The 22,239-nt window shown below is 65.7% G+C and carries 17 protein-coding genes and 2 pseudogenes; 18 read left to right on the top strand and 1 reads right to left on the bottom strand.

The window, feature by feature from the left end:
- Positions 1-1,680, top strand: a complete 1,680-nt coding sequence (locus G5S35_RS12690; RefSeq protein WP_074987359.1) for a long-chain fatty acid--CoA ligase — start codon at positions 1-3, stop codon at positions 1,678-1,680.
- A gap of 121 nt (positions 1,681-1,801) precedes the next feature.
- Here the strand turns inward: G5S35_RS12690 and G5S35_RS12685 are convergent, their stop codons facing one another.
- Complete coding sequence (locus G5S35_RS12685) at positions 1,802-3,004, bottom strand: porin (RefSeq protein WP_065060437.1); 1,203 nt, start codon at positions 3,002-3,004, stop codon at positions 1,802-1,804.
- A gap of 395 nt (positions 3,005-3,399) precedes the next feature.
- On the opposite strand from G5S35_RS12685, the pseudogene G5S35_RS40265 reads away from it, so the two are divergent.
- From G5S35_RS40265 to ftsZ, 17 genes and pseudogenes are all read left to right on the top strand, one after another.
- Positions 3,400-3,483: pseudogene (locus G5S35_RS40265) on the top strand (2-polyprenyl-3-methyl-6-methoxy-1,4-benzoquinone monooxygenase); the annotation flags it as partial.
- A gap of 102 nt (positions 3,484-3,585) precedes the next feature.
- A pseudogene (coq7, locus tag G5S35_RS12680) lies at positions 3,586-4,113 on the top strand (2-polyprenyl-3-methyl-6-methoxy-1,4-benzoquinone monooxygenase); the annotation flags it as partial.
- Positions 4,114-4,502: 389 nt separating this feature from the next.
- Positions 4,503-4,931 (top strand): division/cell wall cluster transcriptional repressor MraZ, encoded by a 429-nt coding sequence (gene mraZ, locus G5S35_RS12675; protein WP_027818006.1) that lies wholly within the window; start codon positions 4,503-4,505, stop codon positions 4,929-4,931.
- A gap of 17 nt (positions 4,932-4,948) precedes the next feature.
- The gene (gene rsmH, locus G5S35_RS12670) at positions 4,949-5,902 is read left to right on the top strand and encodes a 16S rRNA (cytosine(1402)-N(4))-methyltransferase RsmH (protein WP_065060435.1); all 954 of its coding nucleotides are present in this window, start codon (positions 4,949-4,951) and stop codon (positions 5,900-5,902) included.
- Positions 5,899-6,252, top strand: coding sequence for a cell division protein FtsL (gene ftsL / locus G5S35_RS12665; RefSeq protein WP_065060434.1), 354 nt, complete (start codon positions 5,899-5,901; stop codon positions 6,250-6,252). The genes rsmH and ftsL overlap by 4 nt, the downstream gene beginning before the upstream one ends.
- The gene (locus tag G5S35_RS12660; RefSeq protein ID WP_065060433.1) at positions 6,249-8,138 is read left to right on the top strand and encodes a peptidoglycan D,D-transpeptidase FtsI family protein; all 1,890 of its coding nucleotides are present in this window, start codon (positions 6,249-6,251) and stop codon (positions 8,136-8,138) included. Before ftsL ends, G5S35_RS12660 begins: the two co-directional genes overlap by 4 nt.
- Complete coding sequence (locus G5S35_RS12655; protein ID WP_183038352.1) at positions 8,135-9,700, top strand: UDP-N-acetylmuramoyl-L-alanyl-D-glutamate--2,6-diaminopimelate ligase; 1,566 nt, start codon at positions 8,135-8,137, stop codon at positions 9,698-9,700. Before G5S35_RS12660 ends, G5S35_RS12655 begins: the two co-directional genes overlap by 4 nt.
- The gene (locus G5S35_RS12650; protein WP_065060431.1) at positions 9,697-11,112 is read left to right on the top strand and encodes a UDP-N-acetylmuramoyl-tripeptide--D-alanyl-D-alanine ligase; all 1,416 of its coding nucleotides are present in this window, start codon (positions 9,697-9,699) and stop codon (positions 11,110-11,112) included. Before G5S35_RS12655 ends, G5S35_RS12650 begins: the two co-directional genes overlap by 4 nt.
- A 20-nt stretch (positions 11,113-11,132) precedes the next feature.
- The gene (gene mraY / locus G5S35_RS12645) at positions 11,133-12,302 is read left to right on the top strand and encodes a phospho-N-acetylmuramoyl-pentapeptide-transferase (protein WP_065060430.1); all 1,170 of its coding nucleotides are present in this window, start codon (positions 11,133-11,135) and stop codon (positions 12,300-12,302) included.
- Between the two features lie 82 nt (positions 12,303-12,384).
- A complete protein-coding gene (gene murD, locus G5S35_RS12640; protein ID WP_183038351.1) occupies positions 12,385-13,914 on the top strand; it encodes a UDP-N-acetylmuramoyl-L-alanine--D-glutamate ligase in 1,530 nt (509 codons plus the stop codon).
- Positions 13,911-15,194 carry a putative lipid II flippase FtsW gene (gene ftsW / locus G5S35_RS12635; RefSeq protein WP_074987363.1) on the top strand — a complete coding sequence of 428 codons (1,284 nt, stop codon included), beginning with the start codon at positions 13,911-13,913 and terminating at the stop codon, positions 15,192-15,194. Before murD ends, ftsW begins: the two co-directional genes overlap by 4 nt.
- Positions 15,191-16,294 (top strand): undecaprenyldiphospho-muramoylpentapeptide beta-N-acetylglucosaminyltransferase, encoded by a 1,104-nt coding sequence (gene murG / locus G5S35_RS12630; RefSeq protein ID WP_065060427.1) that lies wholly within the window; start codon positions 15,191-15,193, stop codon positions 16,292-16,294. Before ftsW ends, murG begins: the two co-directional genes overlap by 4 nt.
- Entirely contained in the window at positions 16,291-17,685 is a 1,395-nt protein-coding gene (gene murC / locus G5S35_RS12625) for a UDP-N-acetylmuramate--L-alanine ligase (RefSeq protein ID WP_065060426.1), read from the top strand. The genes murG and murC overlap by 4 nt, the downstream gene beginning before the upstream one ends.
- Before the next feature lie 5 nt (positions 17,686-17,690).
- Positions 17,691-18,653 carry a D-alanine--D-alanine ligase gene (locus G5S35_RS12620; RefSeq protein WP_065060444.1) on the top strand — a complete coding sequence of 321 codons (963 nt, stop codon included), beginning with the start codon at positions 17,691-17,693 and terminating at the stop codon, positions 18,651-18,653.
- A gap of 60 nt (positions 18,654-18,713) precedes the next feature.
- Positions 18,714-19,469 (top strand): cell division protein FtsQ/DivIB, encoded by a 756-nt coding sequence (locus G5S35_RS12615; RefSeq protein WP_065060425.1) that lies wholly within the window; start codon positions 18,714-18,716, stop codon positions 19,467-19,469.
- 27 nt (positions 19,470-19,496) lie between these two features.
- A complete protein-coding gene (gene ftsA / locus G5S35_RS12610; RefSeq protein WP_065060424.1) occupies positions 19,497-20,729 on the top strand; it encodes a cell division protein FtsA in 1,233 nt (410 codons plus the stop codon).
- A gap of 154 nt (positions 20,730-20,883) precedes the next feature.
- A complete protein-coding gene (gene ftsZ / locus G5S35_RS12605) occupies positions 20,884-22,077 on the top strand; it encodes a cell division protein FtsZ (RefSeq protein WP_065060423.1) in 1,194 nt (397 codons plus the stop codon).
- Positions 22,078-22,239: the final 162 nt, after the last annotated feature.

Genomic DNA, 22,239 nt, shown 5'->3' with positions numbered 1-22,239 from the left:
ATGGAAAAGGTCTGGCTGAAATCGTACCCGCCGGGCGTGCCCGCCGAGATCGACGCGAGCCAATACGCGTCCATCACGGCGCTGCTCACGGAGAGTTTCAACGCGAATCGCGCGAAGCCCGCGTTCGCCTGCATGGGCAAGGCCATCACCTACGGACAGCTCGACGAGCTGTCGAAGCGGCTCGCCGCCTGGTTCCAGTCGCGCGGCATCGCGCCCGGCGCGCGCATCGCCATCATGATGCCCAACGTGCTGCAATATCCGGTCGCGCTCGCCGCGATCCTGCGCGCGGGCTACGTGGTCGTGAACGTCAATCCGCTTTACACGCCGCGCGAGCTCGAGCATCAGCTCAAGGACAGCGGCGCCGAAGCGATCATCATCCTCGAGAACTTCGCCAACACGCTCCAGGCCGTGATCGCGCAAACGCGCGTGAAGCACGTCGTGGTCGCGTCGATGGGCGATCTGCTCGGCGCGGCGAAGGGCTTCATCGTCAATTTCGTCGTGCGCCGCGTGAAGAAGATGGTGCCCGCGTGGAGTCTGCCCGGTCACGTGCCGTTCAAGGCCGCGCTCGCGGCCGGCGCGCGCCAGAGCTTCAAGCCCGTCGAGCAGAAGCCCGACGACGTCGCGTTCCTTCAGTACACGGGCGGCACGACCGGCGTATCGAAGGGCGCGACGCTGCTGCACCGCAATCTGATCGCCAACGTCCTGCAGTCGGCGGCGTGGACCGAGCCCGCGCTCGCGCGTCTGCCGGCCGGCGTGCAGCCGGTCACGGTCGCGGCGCTGCCGCTCTATCACGTGTTCGCGCTCACCGTCTGCGGCTTGCTGACGATGCGCACGGGCGGCCTCGCGATCCTGATTCCGAATCCGCGCGACATCGCGGGCATGATCAAGGAACTGCACGGCTATTCGATTACGACGTTCCCGGCGGTCAACACGCTCTATAACGCGATTCTCAATCATCCCGATTTCGACAAGCTCGACTTCTCGCATCTGCTGGTCGCGAACGGCGGCGGCATGGCGGTGCAGGAAGCGGTTGCGAAGCGCTGGTACGAGCGCACGCAAACGCCGATTGTCGAAGGTTATGGGTTGTCCGAAACATCGCCGAGCGTGACCTGCAACCCGACCACGGCCACCGAGTACACGGGCACGATCGGGCTGCCGCTGCCGTCCACCGAAATCTCGATTCGCGACGACGACGGCAACGAACTGCCGATCGGCGAAGCGGGCGAGATCTGCATTCGCGGACCGCAGGTGATGGCGGGTTACTGGCAGCGTCCGGAAGAAACGGCGAAGGTCATGACCGCCGACGGCTACTTCAAGTCGGGCGACGTCGGCGTGATGAATACGCGCGGCTATATCAAGCTCGTCGACCGCAAGAAGGACATGATTCTGGTGTCGGGCTTCAACGTTTATCCGAACGAAGTCGAGGACGTGGTCGCGAAGCTGCCGGGCGTGTTCGAAGTGGCGGCCGTGGGCGTGCCCGATCAGCATTCGGGCGAAGCGGTGAAGCTCTATATCGTCAAGAAGGATCCGGCGCTCACCGACAAGGACGTGTTCGACTACTGCAAGACGCAGCTCACGGGCTACAAGCGTCCGAAGCTCATCGAGTTCCGCAACGATCTGCCGAAGAGCAACGTCGGCAAGATCCTGCGTCGCGAATTGCGGGACACGCGCGTGTCGTAACAGCGCGGCGCTCGCAGCGTTCGTGAAAAAAGCCTGCCCGAAAGGGCGGGCTTTTTTTATGCGCCGCATCAAAGAAAAAAGGCGCCCGCGGGCGCCTTCGAGACTACTACGGCTGTTCTTCTTAGAACTTGTGACGGATGCCGACGCGGGCCGTGAACTGGTTCTGGTTCGACGAACCCGACAGGCCGTTGATGCCAGCCGTCGCGTCGACCACCTGACCTGCGTAGTTCAGCGTTTCGCCCAGCGCATGCTGGTACACGCCGATCACGTAGACGTCGGTGCGCTTCGACAGGAAATAGTCGACGCCGACTGCGCCCTGGTGGTACTGGGCACGCGAAGCGCCGTTGATCGACGCGCCGCGCGTGTAGTCGTACGCCGCGCCAACCAGCAGAGCCGGCGTGAGCTGGTACTTGAAGTTCACTTCGGCGTTGTTGAACGTCGCCGACTGGCCGCGGTAACCGGCGATCGCTGCGTTCGAGTACGACGAGCCGAGGTTCGCGAAGCGGATGTTCGAATACGTCAGGCCGAACGTTGCTGCGCCGAACGTGTACGCGCCGCCCGCACCGATCACCTGGTACGTGTTGGCCGAAGCGAAGCCCGCGTAGACCGGCGAGCTCACGGCGTAGCCCGAAGCCGCGACGCCCGTGTTCGCAGCGATCGTGCCGCCGTTGTTGAACAGGCCGCCCGAGGCTGCCGGCGTGCGCGCGTTCAAATAGGCGAGGCCGAGGGCCAGCGGGCCGTTGTTGTAGCCTGCGCCCAGCGACCAGATCTGGTTGTGGGTGAAGTCGCCCGCCGTGCCGCCGAAGCTGTACGTGCCGCCAAACGTCAGGCCAGCGTAGTTCGCGCTGGTGAACTTGATCGTGTTGTTGGTGCGGTACGCGTTGTTGAAGTTGTCGATGTCGCCCGGGTGAGCCGCGATGTAGCCGCCCCACTGGTCGCCCGCTTCGAGCGGACCGACGTAGTCGACGACGGAGTCGTACTGACGACCCAGCGTGACCGTGCCGATCTGCGTGTTGCTCAGGCCGACGTAGGCTTGACGACCGAACATCAGGCCGCCTTGACCGAGCTTGCCGTTGTTCACGTCGAAACCGTTTTCGAGCACGAAGACCGCCTTCAGACCGCCGCCCAGATCCTCAGCGCCGCGCAGGCCGAAACGGCTGCCCTGCAGCACGCCGCTCGAGAGGTTGTACAGGTGCTTGCCGCCCGAGTTCGTGTTGATGTTGAAACCTTCGTCGATGATGCCGTACAGCGTGACACTGCTCTGTGCGTGAGCAACGCCCGCGAACGCGCCCAGCGCAGCAAGCGCGAGAAGCGACTTCTTCATTGAATGATCTCCAGTATTTTGCGAATCTTTTATGCGTCTTTTTACAAGGCCGATTCTTATGTAGTGCGATGTGTCGTGCTGTGGCCTTGCGTGTCTAACTTCGCGAGAAGTTGCACGTAATGTAACAAAAGGGTTAGGGGTGACAAAGGAAAAGGCAGGACGCTCCTAAGTACCTGTTTCGTTTACACAACATGGTCTAGAATATGCGCCGGGTATCGGCGCTGCCCCTGATTGACGGCGCGGCGAGAGTTCCTGTAGTGCTTTTTTAACGGCCGGTCGGTCGGCGAATGCGAGATGCTTATCAGACGCATTTCGCGCCAGGTCGTCGGCGCTCGGGGTCGTGTTTTGGCTGTGCTTTTGCCGTGCTGTTTGCAGTGCGCGAGGAGGGAGGTTGGATGACGCTTGACGAGTTGATTACCGAATTCGATCGGGGCCTGCGCTCGATCACTGGTGTGTCGCGCATGTCGCGGCCCATCCCTCAGCCTTCCCTCGAATCGGCCGCGGCGCGCACGCGCGCGCAAGACGTCGCACTCGCGGCCGGCGACGAATCCGAAGTCGCTGGCGTGGCGGCGGTCGGCACCGCGCCCGGCGAGCTCACGGCCGCCGAGCGTTCGCACGCGGCGGGCCTCATGCGCGTGAATCACGTGGGCGAAGTTTGCGCGCAGGCGCTTTATCAGGCGCAGAAGATCGCCACGCGCTCGCCGTCGCTGAAGGCTGCCTTCGAGCACGCCGCGCAGGAAGAGGAGGATCACCTCGCCTGGACCGCGCGCCGTCTGGAAGCGCTCGATTCGCGTCCGAGCCTGCTCAATCCGCTCTGGTACGCGGGCGCGCTCGCGATCGGCTTCGCGGCGGGCCGTCTGGGCGACCGGGTCAGTCTCGGCTTCATGGCCGAAACCGAACGCCAGGTCGAACATCACCTGGACAGCCACCTCGACGCCTTGCCGCCCGCCGACCTCGAATCGCGCGCCATCGTCGAACAGATGCGCACCGACGAGATCGCCCACGCGCGCTCGGCCACCGACCTCGGCGGCATCGAATTGCCGCTGCCGATGCGCTCGCTCATGCGCGCCGCGTCGAAAGTCATGACGCGCACGGCCTACTACATCTAGTGATTTTGCGCGGGCAGGTGGGAGACGCCCGCCCGCGCGATTACCGCCCCTTTAGCGCATTTAGCCTTTCGCTTTAATCCCCGCCAACGCCCCGCACCACCGCGATTTTCACCGCCTATTTCACGTATCACCTTCACAACCTGCGTTAGCTCATTCATTCATAACGGTTTTTGGCTTTGCGTCTGACTTGAACAAGTGCCGCTAAGTCCTTGTTCTAGCGGATAAATTTCGTCAAAAAACGCGCCAGCCACCTTGACCCTCGTTGGGCCTTCCTCTAAAGTGGGAGACAGTGTGAGAAAGTGTATTTTTGTGTGATTCCAGATACGTATTCGGGTAAATTTCCTGAGATTTAGACGGGCGGCGATCGGCGCCGCGTGAGGGGGAGCAAATTGTTCCAGGGGGCGTCGGCGCTGACACTCGATGCGAAAGGACGGATGTCGATTCCGTCTCGCTATCGGGACGCGCTGCAACAACAGGCAGAAGGCCGGGTGACGATCACCAAGCACCCGGACGGCTGCCTGTTGCTATTTCCGCGCCCTGAATGGGAAGTCTTCCGCGCGAAAGTCGCCGCATTGCCGATGGACGCCCACTGGTGGCGCCGCATTTTTCTCGGTAATGCGTCCGACGTCGACCTCGACAGCGCGGGTCGCGTGCTCGTCTCTCCCGAATTACGTCTCGCAGCTGGTATGGAAAAGGAAGTCATGCTGCTCGGCATGGGTAGTCATTTTGAGTTGTGGGATGCGCAAACCTACGCCGCGAAGGAACAGGCGGCGATGGCCCAAGGCATGCCCGACGCCTTGAAGAATTTCACGTTCTGATCGCGGTTTAAAACGCTATGGCATCTGCGATGGGACAAGGATTGCAGCATCGCACGGTGCTGCTCGATGAAGCGGTCGATGCGCTCGTGACGCGCGCGGACGGCGTCTATGTGGACGGCACGTTCGGTCGCGGCGGGCACAGTCGCGCGGTTCTCGGCCGGCTTTCCGAAGCCGGGCGCCTGATCGCGTTCGACAAGGACCCGCTGGCGATCGCCACGGCCGAACAGGTCGGCGACGCGCGGTTCTCGATCGTGCACGAGAGTTTTGCTTCACTGCGCGACGCGATGGCGGAGCGCGGGGTAGGGCGTGTGTCGGGGATTTTGCTGGACCTGGGCGTGTCGTCGCCGCAAATCGACGACCCGGAGCGCGGTTTCAGTTTCCGCGCCAATGGTCCGCTCGACATGCGGATGGACCCGACGCGCGGCGAGTCCGCCGCTGACTGGCTCGCGCGGGCCACGTTGCAGGAACTGACGGAGGTGATTCGAGATTATGGGGAAGAACGGTTTGCTTTTCAGATTGCAAAGGCGCTTGTTGCTCGCCGGGCAGAGTCCGACCGTCTCGGGCCTCTCGACAGCACGGGCGAGCTTGCCCAAATCGTGGCTAACGCCGTCAAAACCCGTGAGAAGGGTAAGGACCCGGCAACCCGCACCTTTCAAGCTATACGGATTCACGTCAATCAAGAGCTTGCGGAGCTGCAGGTCGTTCTAGAAGCAGCGCTGGCGTTGCTGGAGCAGGGAGGGCGGCTCGTGGTCATCAGCTTCCATTCGCTGGAAGACCGAATCGTGAAGCGGTTCATGCAGGCGCACGCCACCGCGCCCGCGATCGATCGCCGCTTGCCGATCCGCGCCGTCGACCTGCCCAGCCCGCCGTTGAAGCTGCTCGGCCGCGTGTTCGCGAGCGACGAGGAAGTCGCCGCGAATCCGCGCGCCCGCTCGGCTGTGATGCGCATCGCGGAGCGCGTCACGCCATGAACCGCCTGAACATCTTCCTGCTGATCGTCGTCATGGGTTGCGCGTTGTCGGTCGTCAACGCCACCAATCAGCAGCGTCAGATCTTCATTCAGTTGCAACGCGCGCAGTCGCAGGAGCGTCAGCTCCAGCAGGACTACGCGCAACTTCAGTATCAGCAGAGCGCGCTGTCCAGAACGTCGCGCGTCGAACAGATCGCTACCGATTCGCTCAAGATGCAGCCCGTGACGACCGGACGCACGCAATACCTGACGCTCGCACCGGGCGCGGCCACCGCTGTGGACGCGCCCGTGCCCACGTCCGCGCCGGCGCAGGGCGCGGCGGCGGCCAACCGTCGCGGAGGCGCGCGATGAAAAAGGGCAACAGCCGCAAGAGCGTCGCCTTCACCGCGAATCCCATTCTCTCCGTGCGCCTGCCGATGTGGCGCTCGAAGCTCGTCGTCTTCATGCTGTTCATGGCGTTCGTCGCGCTCGCCGCGCGCGCGTTCTGGATCCAGGGACCGGGCAACGCCTTCTATCAGAAGCAGGGCGAAAGCCGCTATCAGCGCACCATCGAACTGCCCGCCACGCGCGGCAAGATTCTCGACCGCAACGGCCTCGTGCTCGCCACGAGTCTGCCCGTGCGCGCGATCTGGGCGATTCCCGAAGCCGTGCCCGACGACCTCGGCGCCGACAAGCTCGCGCAGCTCGGCAAACTGCTCGGCATGACGCAGCAGGAACTGCGCAAGAAGCTTTCCGAAGACAAGACCTTCGTCTATGTGAAGCGCCAGGTGCCGCTCGACATCGCGCAGCAGATTACGGCGCTCGACATCCCCGGCATTTATCAGCGCAACGAATACAAACGTTTTTATCCGGAAGGCGACGTCACGGCCCACCTGATCGGCTTCACCAATGTGGAAGACGAAGGGCAGGAAGGCGTCGAGCTGTCCGATCAGAAAATTCTTGCCGGCATGCCCGGCATTCGTCACGTCATCAAGGACCGGATGGGCCACATCGTCGAAGACGTCGACGAAACGGTCGTGCCCCACGATGGTACGGACGTCGAACTGTCGATCGACAGCAAGATTCAATACATCGCCTATTCGAACCTGAAGGCGGCGGTGGAGAAGTTCAAGGCCAAGGCCGGCGCGGCGATGGTGGTGGACGTGCGCACGGGCGAAGTGCTCGCGCTCGTCAATTACCCCACGTACAACCCGAACGACCGCTCGCACCTCACGGGCGAGCAGCTGCGCAACCGCATTCTCACCGACGTGTTCGAGCCGGGCTCGATCATGAAGCCGTTCACGGTGTCGCTGGCCCTCGATCTGCACCGCGTCTCGCCGACTACACTGGTGGATACGGGTGCGGGCCACTTCACGCTCGACGGCGCGACCATCACCGACGACGCCGGGTTCGGCGTGCTGACGGTGGGCGGCGTGATCCAGAAGTCGTCGAACATCGGCGCGACCAAGATCGCGATGACGCTCCGGCCCGAAGAAATGTGGAACATGTACACCAGCATCGGTCTCGGGCAAGCGCCGAAGGTCGGGTTCCCCGGCGCGGCGCCGGGCCGGCTGCGTCCGTGGAAAAGCTGGCGCCGCATCGAGCAGGCCACCATGTCGTACGGTTATGGCCTCTCGGTGTCGCTGTTCCAGCTTGCGCGCGCGTACACGGCCATCGCGCACGACGGCCAGATTCTGCCGGTGTCGATCTTCCGTCATCCCGGCGACGACCAGCCCGTGGTCGGCACGCAGGTGTTCGCGCCCACCACCGCGCGCGAAGTGCGCACGATGCTCGAAAGCGTGGTGTCGAAGGACGGCACCTCGCCCGACGCGGCGGTGCCTGGCTATCGCGTGGGCGGAAAGTCCGGCACGGCGTACAAGCACGGCCCGCACGGCTACGACCATTCGAAGTACCGCGCGTCGTTCGTCGGCATGGCGCCGATGCCGAACCCGCGCATCGTGGTGGCGGTGACGGTCGACGAGCCGACGGCGGGCAGCCACTTCGGCGGCGCGGTGTCGGGGCCGGTGTTCTCGGGCATCGTCGGCGACACCTTGCGCTCGCTCAACGTCCCGCCGGATATGCCGGTCAAGCAGCTCGTGGTCTCGGATGATAGCGCCTCCGCGCCGGCCGCCGCGAACGCGCCCGCCGGTCCCACGAAGCGCGTCGCGAGTGCGGCGCCTGTCCTGAAAACCCCTGTCGGCGCGCATCACATGACCGTCGCCGACAACGCGAAAAACCGTCCCGGAGTCGTCCGATGAGCGCCACGCGCAATCAGCATCCCGCGCACCGGCAGATCGCGGACGCGCTCGCCTGGCTGCGCGCGCGCATCGCGCCCGCCGCCAATCTGCACGCCGACACGCGTTCGCTCCAGCCGGGCGACGTGTTCCTCGCTTACGCCGTCGAAGGCGCGGACAACCGTCCGCACATCGAAAGCGCGCTTGCGCGCGGCGCGGCGGCGGTCGTCTATCAGCCGGAAGGCTATGCAGGCACGTTCGACTTCTCGCAGGCGCAAAACGCGCTCGCCGTGCCGCAGCTCGACGTGGTCGCGGGCGAGATCGCGAGCGGCTGGTATGGCGATCCGAGTGACGCGATGCTCGTGGTCGGCGTGACCGGCACGAACGGCAAGACTTCGTGCAGCCAGTGGATCGCTTCGGCGCTCACGGCCATCGGCCAGAAGTGCGCGATCGTCGGCACGCTCGGCAGCGGCTTTGTCGGCCAGCTCGTGCACACCGGTTTCACGACGCCCGACGCGCCGCAACTGCAGCGCTCGCTCGCGCAATTGCAGCAATCGGGTGCGAAGGCGGTCGCGATGGAAGTGTCGTCGCACGCGTTGCATCAGGGGCGCGTGAACGGCACGTCCTTCGACATCGCCGTGTTCACGAATCTGACGCAGGATCATCTCGACTATCACCGCACCTTCGAGGCGTATGAAGCCGCGAAGGCGCGTCTGTTCGCGTGGCCTGGTCTGCGCGCGGCGGTCATCAACGCCGACGACGCAGCGGGCCGCCGCCTGATCGCCGCCACGCGCGGCACGGCGCGCACGATCGCGTACGGCGTGGAAACGCCCGCCGCCGATGCGCCGGCCGCCGACGCATGGCTGCGCGCCACGAACGTGCGCGCGACCGCCACGGGCACCGCGTTCCATCTGGAAACGTCGGACTGGGGCGAAGCGAACGTCGAAGTGCAGACGCTCGGTCTCTTCAACGTCAGCAATCTGCTCGGCGTGCTCGGCGCGCTGCTGGCGGCGAACGTGCCGCTTCTCGCGGCGCTCAACGAAATCGCGAAGCTGCAGCCGGTGAACGGCCGCATGGAGCGTCTCGGCGGCCGCACCGATCACGACGAGCCGCTCGTGGTGATCGACTACGCGCACACGCCCGACGCGCTCGAAAAGACGCTCGACGCGCTGCGCCCGATCGCCGCGGCGCGCGGCGGCCAGCTGATCTGCATGTTCGGCTGCGGCGGCGACCGCGACGCCACCAAGCGTCCGCTGATGGGCGCGATCGCCGAGCGTCTCGCCGATCAGGTCGTGGTGACGAGCGACAACCCGCGCAGCGAATCGCCCACGGCGATCATCGACCAGATCGTCGGTGGCATGCGCGAGGCCGCGAAGGCGCGCCGCATCGAGGACCGCGCGAGCGCGATCCTGCAGGCGGTGCGCGGCGCGGCGAAGGAAGACGTCATCGTGCTGGCCGGCAAGGGGCACGAGGCAACTCAGGAAATCATGGGCAAGAAGCGCGCGTTCTCCGACCAGGACCACGCGCGCCTTGCGCTCGCAGCCCGACCGACTTCCGATCGGCATGGGCGCGGAGGCGGTGAATGACAATGCTTTCCCTGCGCGAAGCGGCAGCGCTGATTCCCGGTGCGAGTGTTCTCGGCGACGAGAACGCCACGTTTGCGCGCATCTCGACCGACAGCCGCACGACCGGTCCCGGCGATCTTTTCGTCGCACTCAAGGGCGACCGCTTCGACGCGCACGACTTCCTGCCCGAAGTGGCTGGCCGTCACGTGAGCGCGGCGCTCGTGTCGCGCAGCCCCGGCGACTGGCGCATTCCGGCGCTGCGCGTGGACGATACGCGCACGGCGCTGGGCGCGCTCGCACTCGGCTGGCGGCGTCGCTTCACGCTGCCGCTCGTCGCGGTCACGGGCAGCAACGGCAAGACGACGGTCAAGGAAATGATCGCGTCGATCTTCGCGGCGGCCGTCGGCGCCGAAGCGCGTCTCGCGACCGCGGGCAATCTGAACAACGACATCGGCGTGCCGCTCACGCTGCTGCGTCTGAACGCCTCGCACAAGCTGGCGGTAGTCGAGCTGGGCATGAATCATCCGGGCGAAACCGAGCTGCTCGCGAAATTCGCGGAGCCGACCGTCGCCGTGGTGAACAACGCGCAGCGCGAGCATCAGGAGTTCATGGCGACGGTGGAAGCCGTCGCGCTCGAGCACGCGAGCGTGATTCACGCGCTCAAGCCCGAAGGCACGGCCGTGTTTCCCGCCGACGACGCTTACGCAGGCATCTGGCGCGTGGCGGCCACCGGCTCGAAAATTCTCGATTTCGCGCTGCATACCGATGAACGCGCGGTCGATGCCGCGGTCACAGGCAAGCTGGTGAATGCGTCGCGGCTCGCGATCGCGACGCCCGACGGCCATCTCGAAGTGGAATTGCAGGTGCTCGGCACGCACAACGCGCACAACGCACTCGCCGCTACGGCGGCGGCGCTCGCGGCGGGCGTGTCGTTCGACGCGATTCAGCGCGGCCTCGAAGCGTTCGAGCCTGTGAAGGGCCGTCTGCAGGTCAAGCGCGCGGCGCTCGGCGAACTCGCGGGCGCCGTCGTGATCGACGACACCTACAACGCGAATCCCGATTCCGTGCGCGCGGCCATCGACGTACTGGCGGCGCAGGCCGCGCCGCGCGTGCTCGTGCTCGGCGACATGGGCGAAGTCGGCGACGACGGCCCGGCGTTCCACCGCGAGGTGGGCGCTTACGCGAAAGAGCGCGGCATCGATGCGCTTTATACGCTCGGCGACGCGGCGCGCGACATCACGGCGGCATTCGGCGCAGGCGCGCTGCACGCCGCCGACGCGAACGCGCTCGTGAGCGCACTCGCTGGCGCGGGCTACGGCCCGGGCGCCACGATCCTCGTGAAAGGCTCGCGCTTCATGCAGATGGAGCGCGTGGTGGCCGCACTCACGAATCCGCAAACCCCTGCACCGGACGCAGCGTCCGGCGCGCACTGAAATACGAAGGAATACAAGGCATGCTACTGGCGCTGGCGCAATGGCTGCAGAATGACGCAAGCTTCTTGCGCGTGTTCAGTTATCTGACGTTCCGTGCGGTGATGGCGACCATCACCGCAATGGGTATTGGTTTGTTCTTCGGACCGTACGTGATCCGCAAGCTCACGGCCATGAAGGTCGGTCAGGCGGTGCGCAAGGACGGCCCGCAGACTCACCTCGTGAAGTCGGGCACGCCCACGATGGGCGGCGTGCTGATTCTCATCGGCATTGCGGTGTCCACGCTGCTGTGGGGCGATCTCACGAACCGCTTCATCTGGATCGTGATGCTGGTGACGTTCGGCTTCGGCGCGATCGGCTGGGTCGACGACTATCGCAAGGTCGTCTACAAGGATCCGCGCGGCATGTCCTCGCGCGAGAAGTATTTCTGGCAGTCGGTGATCGGCCTGTTCGCGGCGGTGTATCTCGCGTTCAGCGTGTCCGAAGCGAGCAACGTGCGCGTGTTCGACCTCTTCATGGCGTGGGTGCGCAGCGGCCTCTCCATGGGCTTGCCCGCGCGCGCCGACCTGTTGCTGCCGTTCCTCAAGTCGATCAGCTATCCGCTCGGCGTGTGGGGCTTCATCGCACTCACGTATTTCGTGATCGTCGGCGCGAGCAACGCCGTGAATCTGACCGACGGCCTCGACGGCCTCGTGATCATGCCGGTCGTGCTCGTGGGCGCGTCGCTCGGCGTGTTCGCCTACGTGATGGGCAGCTCGGTCTACTCGAAATACCTGCTGTTCCCGCACATCGCGGGCGCGGGCGAACTGCTGATCTTCTGCTCGGCGATGGGCGGGGCAGGGCTCGCGTTCCTCTGGTTCAACACGTATCCCGCGCAGGTGTTCATGGGCGATGTGGGCGCGCTCGCGCTCGGCGGCGCGCTCGGCACGGTGGCGGTGATCGTGCGTCAGGAAATCGTGCTCTTCATCATGGGCGGCATTTTCGTCGCGGAAACGCTCTCCGTGATGTTGCAGGTCACCTGGTTCAAGTACACGAAGAAGCGTTATGGCGAAGGCCGCCGCATCTTCAAGATGGCGCCGCTGCATCACCATTTCGAGCTGTCCGGCTGGAAAGAGACGCAAGTGGTCGTGCGCTTCTGGGTCATTACGCTGATGCTGTGTCTGATCGGTCTGTCGACGCTCAAGCTGCGCTGATCCGCAGCCGCGCGAAGCAACAGTCTTTGGTCATCGGGTTGGTCCTCGGGTTGGTCCTTTAGGTCACTTAGGAAAGCAAGCAATGTTTGGCGAGAAGTTTCGGGATCGGCAAAAGCCGATGGTGCTCGTGCTGGGACTTGGCGAATCGGGTCTCGCGATGGCGCGCTGGTGCGTGCGGCATGGTTGCCGCCTGCGTCTTGCCGACACGCGTGAAACGCCGCCGGGACTCGCCACGCTCGCGCCCGAACTCGCCGCGCGCAATCTCGAGACCGACTTCGTCGGCGGACCGTTCACGCCCGCGCTGCTCGACGGCGTGGAGCTGGTCGCCATCAGCCCGGGCCTGTCGCCGCTGGCGGAAGACCTCGTGCCGCTGATCGCCGCCGCGCGCGAACGCGGTATCGATGTGTGGGGCGAACTCGAACTGTTCGCGCAGGCGCTGCGCCATCTCGGCGAAAGCGGCTATCACCCGAAGGTGCTGGCGATCACCGGCACGAACGGCAAGACCACCACCACGAGCCTCACCGGCCTGCTGTGCGAACGCGCGGGCAAGACGGTCGCGGTGGCGGGCAACATCAGCCCGGCGATGCTCGACAAGCTCACCGAGGCAATCGACAACACCGCGCTGCCGGATGTGTGGGTGCTCGAACTTTCGAGCTTCCAGCTGGAAACGGCGCATACGTTTGCGCCCGACGCGGCCGCGATCCTCAACATCACGCAGGACCACCTCGACTGGCACGGCGGGCTCGACGCCTACGCGGCTGCGAAGGGCCGCATCTTCGGCGCGCAGACCACGCGCGTGCTGAACCGCGAGGACGCGCGCGTGATGTCGCTCGCGAACGCGGAGCAGGTCGGCGAAGCGAAGGTCGTGACCTTCGGCGTGAACGAACCGCAACGCGCGGGCGACCTCGGCGTGCAGCGCGAGAACGGCATGCTCTGGCTCGTCCAGGCGCACGATCTCGACGCGAGCGACGAACCGGTTTCGCCGCGCCGCCGCAAGCAGCAGGAAGCGGCGCCCGTGAATCTCGCGATGAAGCGCCTGATGCCCGCCGACGCGCTGCGCATCCGCGGTCTGCACAACGCGGCGAATGCGCTCGCGGCCTTCGCGCTTGCCCGTGCGATCGACCTCGCGCCCGCGCGTCTGCTGCACGGCCTGCGTGAATATCGCGGCGAGCCGCATCGCGTCGAACTGATCGCCTCGATCGACGGCATCGATTTCGTCGACGACAGCAAGGGCACCAACGTCGGCGCGACGGTCGCGGCGCTCGACGGCCTCGCGCAACGCGCGGTGCTGATCGCGGGCGGCGACGGCAAGGGCCAGGACTTCGACCCGCTGGCCGCGCCCGTGGAGCGCTGGTGCCGCGCGGTCATGCTGATCGGCCGCGACGCGCCCAAGATTCGCGCCGCGCTGGAAAACACCGGCGTCGCGCTCAGCGACCACGCCACGCTCGAAGAGGCCACGCGCGCGGCCACGACGCTCGCCGAACCGGGCGACGTCGTGCTGCTGTCGCCGGCGTGCGCGAGCTTCGACATGTTCAAGGGCTACGCGCATCGCGCGGCCGTGTTCCACGACACCGTGGAAGCCATTGCCGCTGAACGGGGGACGATGATATGAGCTGGTCCGAACGATTCGGCGGGCGGCTGTCGCGCGAAGCGAGCGGCGGTGCAACGGACGGCGCGCGCGGCGCAGGCGGCGCCAACGGCGCGCGCACGAGCGGCATTTCGAGCGTCGTCAACGGCGTGCGTCCGGCGCGCTCGCGCATGCTCGACTACGACCACTCGCTGCTGTGGGCCGTGATCGCGCTGCTCGGTCTCGGCGTGGTGATGGTCTATTCGGCCTCGATCGCCATGCCTGATTCGCCGAAGTACGCGTCGTACCGCGACTGGGCGTTTCTCGCGCGTCACATCGTGTCGCTCGTGGTCGCCACGGTCGCGGCGCTGATCGCGTTCCGCATTCCGGTTTCCGTCTGGGAGCGTTACGCGCCCAAGCTCTTTCTGATCGCGCTGGGCATGCTCGTCGTGGTGCTGATTCCGCACATCGGCAAGGGCGTGAACGGCGCGCGCCGCTGGATTCCGCTCGGCATCACCAACATGCAGCCGTCGGAAATCATGAAGCTCGCGGTGACGATCTACGCCGCGAACTACACGGTGCGCAAGCAGGAATACATGCACAGTTTCGCCAAGGGCTTCTTGCCGATGGCGTTCGCCGTGGGCGTGGTGGGCGCGTTGCTGCTGCTCGAGCCGGACATGGGCGCGTTCATGGTGATCGCGGCGATCGCGATGGGCGTGCTGTTCCTCGGCGGCGTGAACGGCAAGCTGTTCGGCGGCCTCGTGGCCACGGCGGTCGGCACCTTCACGCTGCTCGTGTGGGCGTCGCCGTGGCGTCGCGAGCGGATCTTCGCGTACCTCGATCCGTGGGACGACCGTTACGCGCAGGGCAAGGCGTATCAGCTCACGCACTCGCTGATCGCGTTCGGCCGCGGCGAATGGTTCGGCGTGGGCCTCGGCGGCAGCGTCGAAAAGCTCAACTATCTGCCCGAAGCGCACACCGACTTCATTCTCGCCGTGATCGGCGAGGAACTCGGTTTCGTCGGCGTGCTGGTCGTGATCCTGCTGTTCTACTGGATCGTGCGGCGCTCGTTCGAGATCGGCCGCCAGGCGCTCGCGCTCGACCGCACCTTCGCCGGTCTGGTCGCGAAGGGGCTCGGCGTGTGGTTCGGCGCGCAGGCCTTCATCAACATGGGCGTGAACCTCGGCTTGCTGCCGACCAAGGGTCTCACGCTGCCGCTCGTGAGCTACGGCGGCTCGGGCATTTTGCTGAACTGCATCGCGGTGGCGCTGCTGCTGCGCGTCGATTACGAGAACCGGGTATTGATGCGCGGAGGCAAGGTATGACCGCAGCAACGCGCACGCTCATGGTGATGGCCGGCGGCACCGGGGGACACGTGTTCCCGGGGCTCGCCGTCGCGCATCGCATGGAGCAGTGGGGCTGGCGCGTGGTGTGGCTCGGCAACCCCGCGGGCATGGAAGCGACGCTCGTGCCGAAGCACGGCATCACGATGGAATACGTGCGTTTCGGCGGCGTGCGCGGCAAGGGCATCAAGACCAAGCTGATGCTGCCGCTGAACCTGCTGCGCGCCTGCACGCAAAGTCTCGCGGCGCTGCGCCGTGTGAAGCCCGACGTCGTGCTCGGCATGGGCGGCTACATCACGTTCCCGGCGGGCGTGATGAGCGCGCTCTCGGGCCGTCCGCTCGTGCTGCACGAACAGAACTCCATCGCGGGCCTCGCGAACAAGGTGCTCGCGAAACTCGCGAAGCGCGTGCTCGTGGCGTTCCCCGGCGCGCTGCCGCACGCCGAGTGGACCGGCAATCCGATCCGCGAGGAACTCGAACACGTCGTGCAGCCGAAGGACCGTTACGCGCAGCGCAGCGGTCCGCTGCGCGTGCTCGTCGTGGGCGGCAGTCTCGGCGCGGCGGCGCTCAACGAAGTCGTGCCGCGCGCGCTGTCGATGCTCGCGCCGGGCGAGCGTCCGCAGGTCGTGCATCAGGCGGGCGCGAAGCATATCGACGCGCTGCGCCAGAACTATCTCGACGCCGGTATCGAGCCGGGCGAAGCGGCGCAACTCGTGCCGTTCATCGACGACATGGCCAGCGCCTATGAGCGCGCGGATCTCGTGATCTGCCGTTCGGGCGCGATGACCGTGGCCGAGATCGCGGCGGTGGGCGTGGCGGCGCTGTTCGTGCCGTTCCCCTACGCGGTCGACGACCACCAGACCACCAACGCGGCGTTCCTCGCGGAGCAGGGCGCGGCGCGCGTGGTGCAGCAGCGCGAGCTCTCGGCAGAGGCGCTCGCGGATTGGCTCAAGCAACAAACCAGAGAATCGCTGGCGGAAATGGCAGAGCGCGCTCGCGCGCTCGCGAAACCCGACGCCGCCGATCAGGTCGCGCGCATCTGCGCGGCCGTGGCGGGCGTAAGCGCGGGAGGAAAGCAATGAAACACATCGTCAAACACATCCATTTCGTCGGCATCGGCGGCGCGGGCATGAGCGGCATCGCCGAAGTGCTCGTCAACCTCGGCTATCACGTGAGCGGCTCGGACCTCGCGAAGAACGCGGTCACCGACCGCCTCGCCGCGCTCGGCGCGCGCATCGCGATCGGCCACGACGCAGAGAACATCGAAGGCGCCAACGCCGTGGTCGTCTCCACGGCCGTGCGCAGCGACAACCCCGAAGTGCTGGCCGCGCGCCATCGCCGCATTCCCATCGTGCCGCGCGCCGTGATGCTCGCGGAACTCATGCGCCTCAAGCAGGGCATCGCGATCGCGGGCACGCACGGCAAGACCACGACCACCTCGCTCGTCGCGAGCGTGCTGGCGGCGGGCGGGCTCGACCCGACCTTCGTGATCGGCGGCCGTCTGAACAGCGCGGGCGCGAATGCGCGTCTGGGCACGGGCGACTTCATCGTCGCGGAAGCCGACGAGTCGGACGCCTCGTTCCTGAATCTCTTCCCGGTGATCGAAGTCATCACGAACATCGACGCCGATCACATGGACACCTACGGGCACGACTTCGCGCGCCTGAAGCAGGCGTTCATCGAATTCACGCATCGCCTGCCGTTCTACGGCATCGCGGTGCTGTGCGTCGACGACCCGAGCGTGAAGGAAATTCTGCCGTTCGTCTCGAAGCCGATCATCCGTTACGGCTTCGCGCCGGACGCCCAGGTGCGCGCGGTGAACGTGGTGCCGCGCGACGGCAAGATGTATTTCACGGCGATGCGCGAAGATGCGCCGTCGCTCGACATCGTGCTGAACCTGCCGGGCGATCACAACGTGCAAAACGCGCTCGCGGCCATTGCGATCGCGACCGAGCTCGAAGTGAAGGATGAGTACATCCAGAGCGCGCTGGCCGAATTCAACGGCGTGGGCCGTCGTTTTCAGCGCTACGGCGAAATTCCGGTCAACGGCGGCGGTACTTACACGTTGATCGACGACTACGGCCACCATCCGGTCGAAATGGCGGCGACAATTGCGGCCGCGCGCGGCGCGTTTCCGGGCCGCCGTCTCGTGCTGGCGTTCCAGCCGCACCGCTACACGCGTACGCGCGATTGCTTCGAAGACTTCGTGCGCGTGCTGTCGACGACCGACGCGCTCGTGCTCACCGACGTCTACGCGGCCGGCGAAGCGCCGATCGTCGCGGCCGACGGCCGGGCGCTCGCGCGCGCGATCCGCGTGGCGGGCAAGGTCGAGCCGGTGTTTATCGAAACGGTGGATGAGATGCCGGACGCGCTGGCCGCAGTGGTCCGCGACGGCGATGTGGTGATTACGATGGGCGCGGGTTCGATCGGCGGCGTGCCGGGCCGGATCGCGCAACAGGAACAAAAGGCGTGAGCGACATGAGCAGTATCGATACCCAATACGAGAAGATCGACCCGAAGCAGTTTGGCAAGGTGGCCGTGCTGCTCGGCGGCGTGTCCGCCGAGCGCGAGGTGTCGCTCAAGTCGGGCTCGCTCGTGCTGCAGGCGCTGCAAAGCGCCGGCATCGACGCGCATGCGTTCGATCCGTCCGAGCGTCCGCTGTCGGCACTCAAGGAAGAAGGCTTCGTGCGCGCGTTCAACGCGCTGCATGGCGGCTACGGCGAGAACGGCCAGATCCAGGGCGCGCTCGACTTCTACGGCATTCGTTATACGGGCACGGGCGTGCTCGGTTCGGCGCTCGGTCTCGACAAATTCCGCAGCAAGCTCGTGTGGCAGCAACTGGGCATTCCCACGCCGGCGTTCGAAGCCGTGCTGCGCGGCGACGACTTCGCGGCGCGCGCGCCGCAGATCGTCGCGAAGCTCGGTCTGCCGCTGTTCGTGAAGCCCGCGAGCGAAGGGTCGAGCGTGGCCGTCATCAAGGTGAAGCAGGCCGCCGAACTCGTGCCGGCGCTCGAGGAAGCCGCGAAGCACGACAAGATCGTGCTGGTGGAAAAGAGCATCGAAGGCGGCGGCGAGTACACCGCGTGCATCGCGGGCGACCTCGATCTGCCGATCATCAAGATCGTGCCGGCCGGCGAGTTCTACGACTACGACGCGAAGTACATCCTCGACACGACGCAGTATCTGATCCCGTGCGGCGTCGCGCCGGAGAAGGAAGCGGAACTGAAGAAGCTCGCGCGCCGCGCGTTCGACGTGCTCGGCTGCACCGACTGGGGCCGCGCCGACTTCATGATGGACCGCGCAGGCAACCCGTATTTCCTCGAAGTGAACACGGCGCCCGGCATGACCGATCACTCGCTGCCGCCGAAGGCCGCGCGTTCGGTGGGCATCGAGTATCCGGAGCTCGTGGTGCGCGTGCTGGCACTCACGCTGAAAGATTGAACCCTTAATTAATCTCTGACCGACGAATTGCAGTCCGTGCATTGAATCGACAATCTCGACATGTGGAATAACGTACGCCAGCTCAACCTTGCCGCCAACGCGTTGCACGCGCTGCTCGCGCTCGCGCTTCTGGCGGCTGGCTGCTACTGGCTCGTGCAGCGTCCGAACTTCGCGCTGCGCGAGATCCGCATCGAGGGCGACACCGAGCACATCAACGCGCCGACGGTGCGCGCGAGCGTGGTCGGCCGGCTCAAGGGCAACTTCTTCACCGTCGATCTCGATACCGCGCGCGCCGCGTTCGAGCAGATGCCGTGGGTGCGCCATGCGAGCGTGCGCCGCGTCTGGCCGAATGCGCTGGCGGTGTCGCTCGAGGAGTACAAGCCGCTCGGCACGTGGGGCAGCGATCAGCTCGTGAGCACCGACGGCGAACTGTTCACCGCGAACCAGGGCGAGCTCGACGAAGATCTGCCCGCGTTCGACGGTCCCGACGGCACCGCGCCCGAAGTGGTCGCGCGCTATCGCGATCTGCAGAAGTGGTTCGCGCCGCTTGGCATCGAGCCCGACGAAGTCACGCTGTCGTCGCGCTACGCGTGGACAGTGAAGCTGTCGAACGGCATGGAAGTGGAGCTGGGCCGCGAGCGCAACGCCGACACGCTCGGCGAGCGCGCGCATCGCCTCATCGCCGCGTGGTCGGCGGTCACGCAACGCTGGGGGAAAGACATCGAGTATGCGGACTTGCGCTATCCGAACGGTTTCGCGATTCGGGCCGCCGGCATGCGGTTCATCAACGACACGCCGGGCCCCGGCAAGAAGTAACAGCACATCACACGCAACGAGCACGATATGAGTAAAGACTATAAGGATCTGCTGGTCAGCCTCGACATCGGGACGTCGAAGGTGGTGGCCGTCGTCGCCGAATTGAAGGGCGAAGGCCACTACGAGGTGATCGGCCTCGGCCAGAGCGAATCGAAAGGTCTCAAGAAGGGCGTGGTGGTGAACATCGAGGCCACGGTGCAGTCTATCCAGCGTGCGCTCGAAGAAGCGGAACTCATGGCCGACTGCAAGATCACTAATGTGTTCACCGGCATCGCAGGCAGCCATATCCGCAGCTTCAACTCGAGCGGCATGGTCGCCATCAAGGAGAAGGAAGTCACGCAGACCGATGTGGCGCGCGTGATCGAAACCGCGAAGGCGATCAACATCCCGACCGATCAGCAGGTGCTGCATATCCTCACGCAGGAATTCATCATCGACGGTCAGGAAGATGTGCGCGAGCCGATCGGCATGAGCGGCATCCGCCTCGAAGTGAAGGTGCATATCGTCACGGGCGCGGTGAGCGCGGCGCAGAACATCGTGAAGTGCGTGCGCCGCTGCGGCCTCGAAGTGAACGACCTGATCCTGCAGCCGCTGGCGTCGTCGCTGGCGGTGCTCACCGACGACGAGAAGGAACTCGGCGTGGTGCTGGTGGACGTGGGCGGCGGCACGACGGACATCGCGATCTTCAGCGAAGGCGCGATCCGTCACACGGCGGTGATTCCGATCGCCGGCGACCAGGTGACGAGCGACATCGCGATGGCGCTGCGCACACCCACGCCGGATGCGGAAGACATCAAGGTGAGCTACGGCATCGCGAAGCAGGCGCTCGCCGATCCGGACGAGATGATCGAAGTGCCGGGTCTGGGCGAGCGCGGTCCGCGCACGCTGTCGCGCCAGGCGCTGGCGGCCGTGATCGAGCCGCGCGTCGAAGAACTGTTCTCGCTCGTGCAGCAGGTCGTGCGCGAGTCGGGTTACGAAGAACTGCTGAGCTCGGGCGTCGTCCTCACGGGCGGCGCGGCGATGATGCCGGGCATGGTCGAGCTGGGCGAAGACATCTTTTTGAAGCCGGTGCGCATTGGCGTGCCGGAGTACGCGGGCGGTCTCGCCGACGTCGTGCGCAATCCGCGCTATTCGACGGCGATGGGACTGCTGGCGGAAGGCCGCGCGCAGCGTATGCGCGGCCGCAAGGTAGCGGTGCAGTCGGGATCGATGGGCCAGGTCTTCACGCGTATGAAGGACTGGTTCCTCGGCAACTTCTGATACCGCGCCGACAGGTTGAAGCAGCTAACGCAGCAACAAGGGTTAAAGCAGAGACCGATAGCGCTGGTGACGGCGGCTGGCGCGCAGTGGAGGGTTGCCCGACTCTCCCTGAATAACTGCCGAGGAGCGGAATCTTTTTCTTGACGGAGGCAACATGGAATTCCAGATGCTGGAAACGGAAACCAACGGCACCATCATCAAGGTGGTGGGCGTCGGTGGCGCTGGCGGCAATGCCGTTCAGCACATGATCAACCGCGGCGTGCAAGGCGTCGATTTCATCGTGATGAACACGGACGCCCAGGCGCTCTCGCGTTCGCGCGCGCCGGCCGTGATCCAGCTGGGCAGCACGGGTCTGGGCGCGGGTGCGAAGCCGGAAATGGGCCGCGCCGCCGCTGAAGAAGCACGCGAGCGCATCGCCGACGCACTGCGCGGCGCGCACATGGTGTTCATCACCGCCGGCATGGGCGGCGGCACGGGTACGGGTGCAGCGCCCGTGGTCGCGCAGATCGCCAAGGAAATGGGCATTCTCACGGTCGGTGTCGTGAGCAAGCCGTTTGAATTCGAAGGTGGCAAGCGCATGCGCGTGGCGGAAGCCGGCTCGCAGCAACTGGAGGATCACGTCGACTCGCTGATCGTCGTCCTGAACGACAAGCTGTTCGACGTGATGGGCGATGACGCCGAGATGGACAAGTGCTTCCAGTGCGCGGACGACGTTCTGAACAACGCAGTCGCAGGCATCGCCGAAATCATCAACGTCGACGGTCTGGTGAACGTCGACTTTGAAGACGTGAAGACGGTGATGGGCGAGCAGGGCAAGGCGATGATGGGCACGGCCACGGTGGCCGGCGTCGATCGCGCGCGTCTGGCCGCGGAACAGGCGGTCGCAAGCCCGCTGCTCGAAGGCGTCGATCTGTCGGGCGCGCGTGGCGTGCTGGTCAACATCACGTCGAGCCGTTCGCTGCGTCTGTCGGAAACGCGTGAAGTCATGAACACCATCAAGAGCTACGCGGCGGAAGACGCCACGGTGATCTTCGGTGCCGTGTACGACGACGCGATGGGCGACGCGCTGCGCGTGACGGTGGTGGCAACGGGCCTCGGCCGCGCTGCCGCATCGAAGCAGCAAGCCGCACCGATGACGCTGCTGCGCACGGGCACGGACAACCATCCGGTTGCCGCCGCGCCGCATTCGTACGCACCGCCGCCCAACACCGCCGACTACGGCGCGCTCGACACGCCGGCTGTGTGGCGCACGTCGCGCGACACCGCGGCTTCGCACGTGCAGGCGCTGCAGGAAAAGGGCGTCGACACGTACGACATCCCGGCGTTCCTGCGCAAGCAGGCGGACTAAGGCGGACTGCGCACTGCTCAGATCCGGCTGCGGCGTGGCGCATTGGGTTGCGCCCCGCCCGCGGACGGTCAGGCAGGCTGCATGTCGTGAGAAGACGGGAAAGAACGCGCAACGCCGCATCCCTGTGGATGCCCGGCTGGGACGCTTGCCCGCTGCGTTTGG

This window comes from Paraburkholderia tropica (assembly GCF_014171495.1).
GTDB classification, from domain to species: Bacteria; Pseudomonadota; Gammaproteobacteria; order Burkholderiales; family Burkholderiaceae; genus Paraburkholderia; species Paraburkholderia tropica.
Note: the sequence above shows the minus strand (reverse complement) of the source record. Positions and strands in the feature narration are given on the sequence as shown.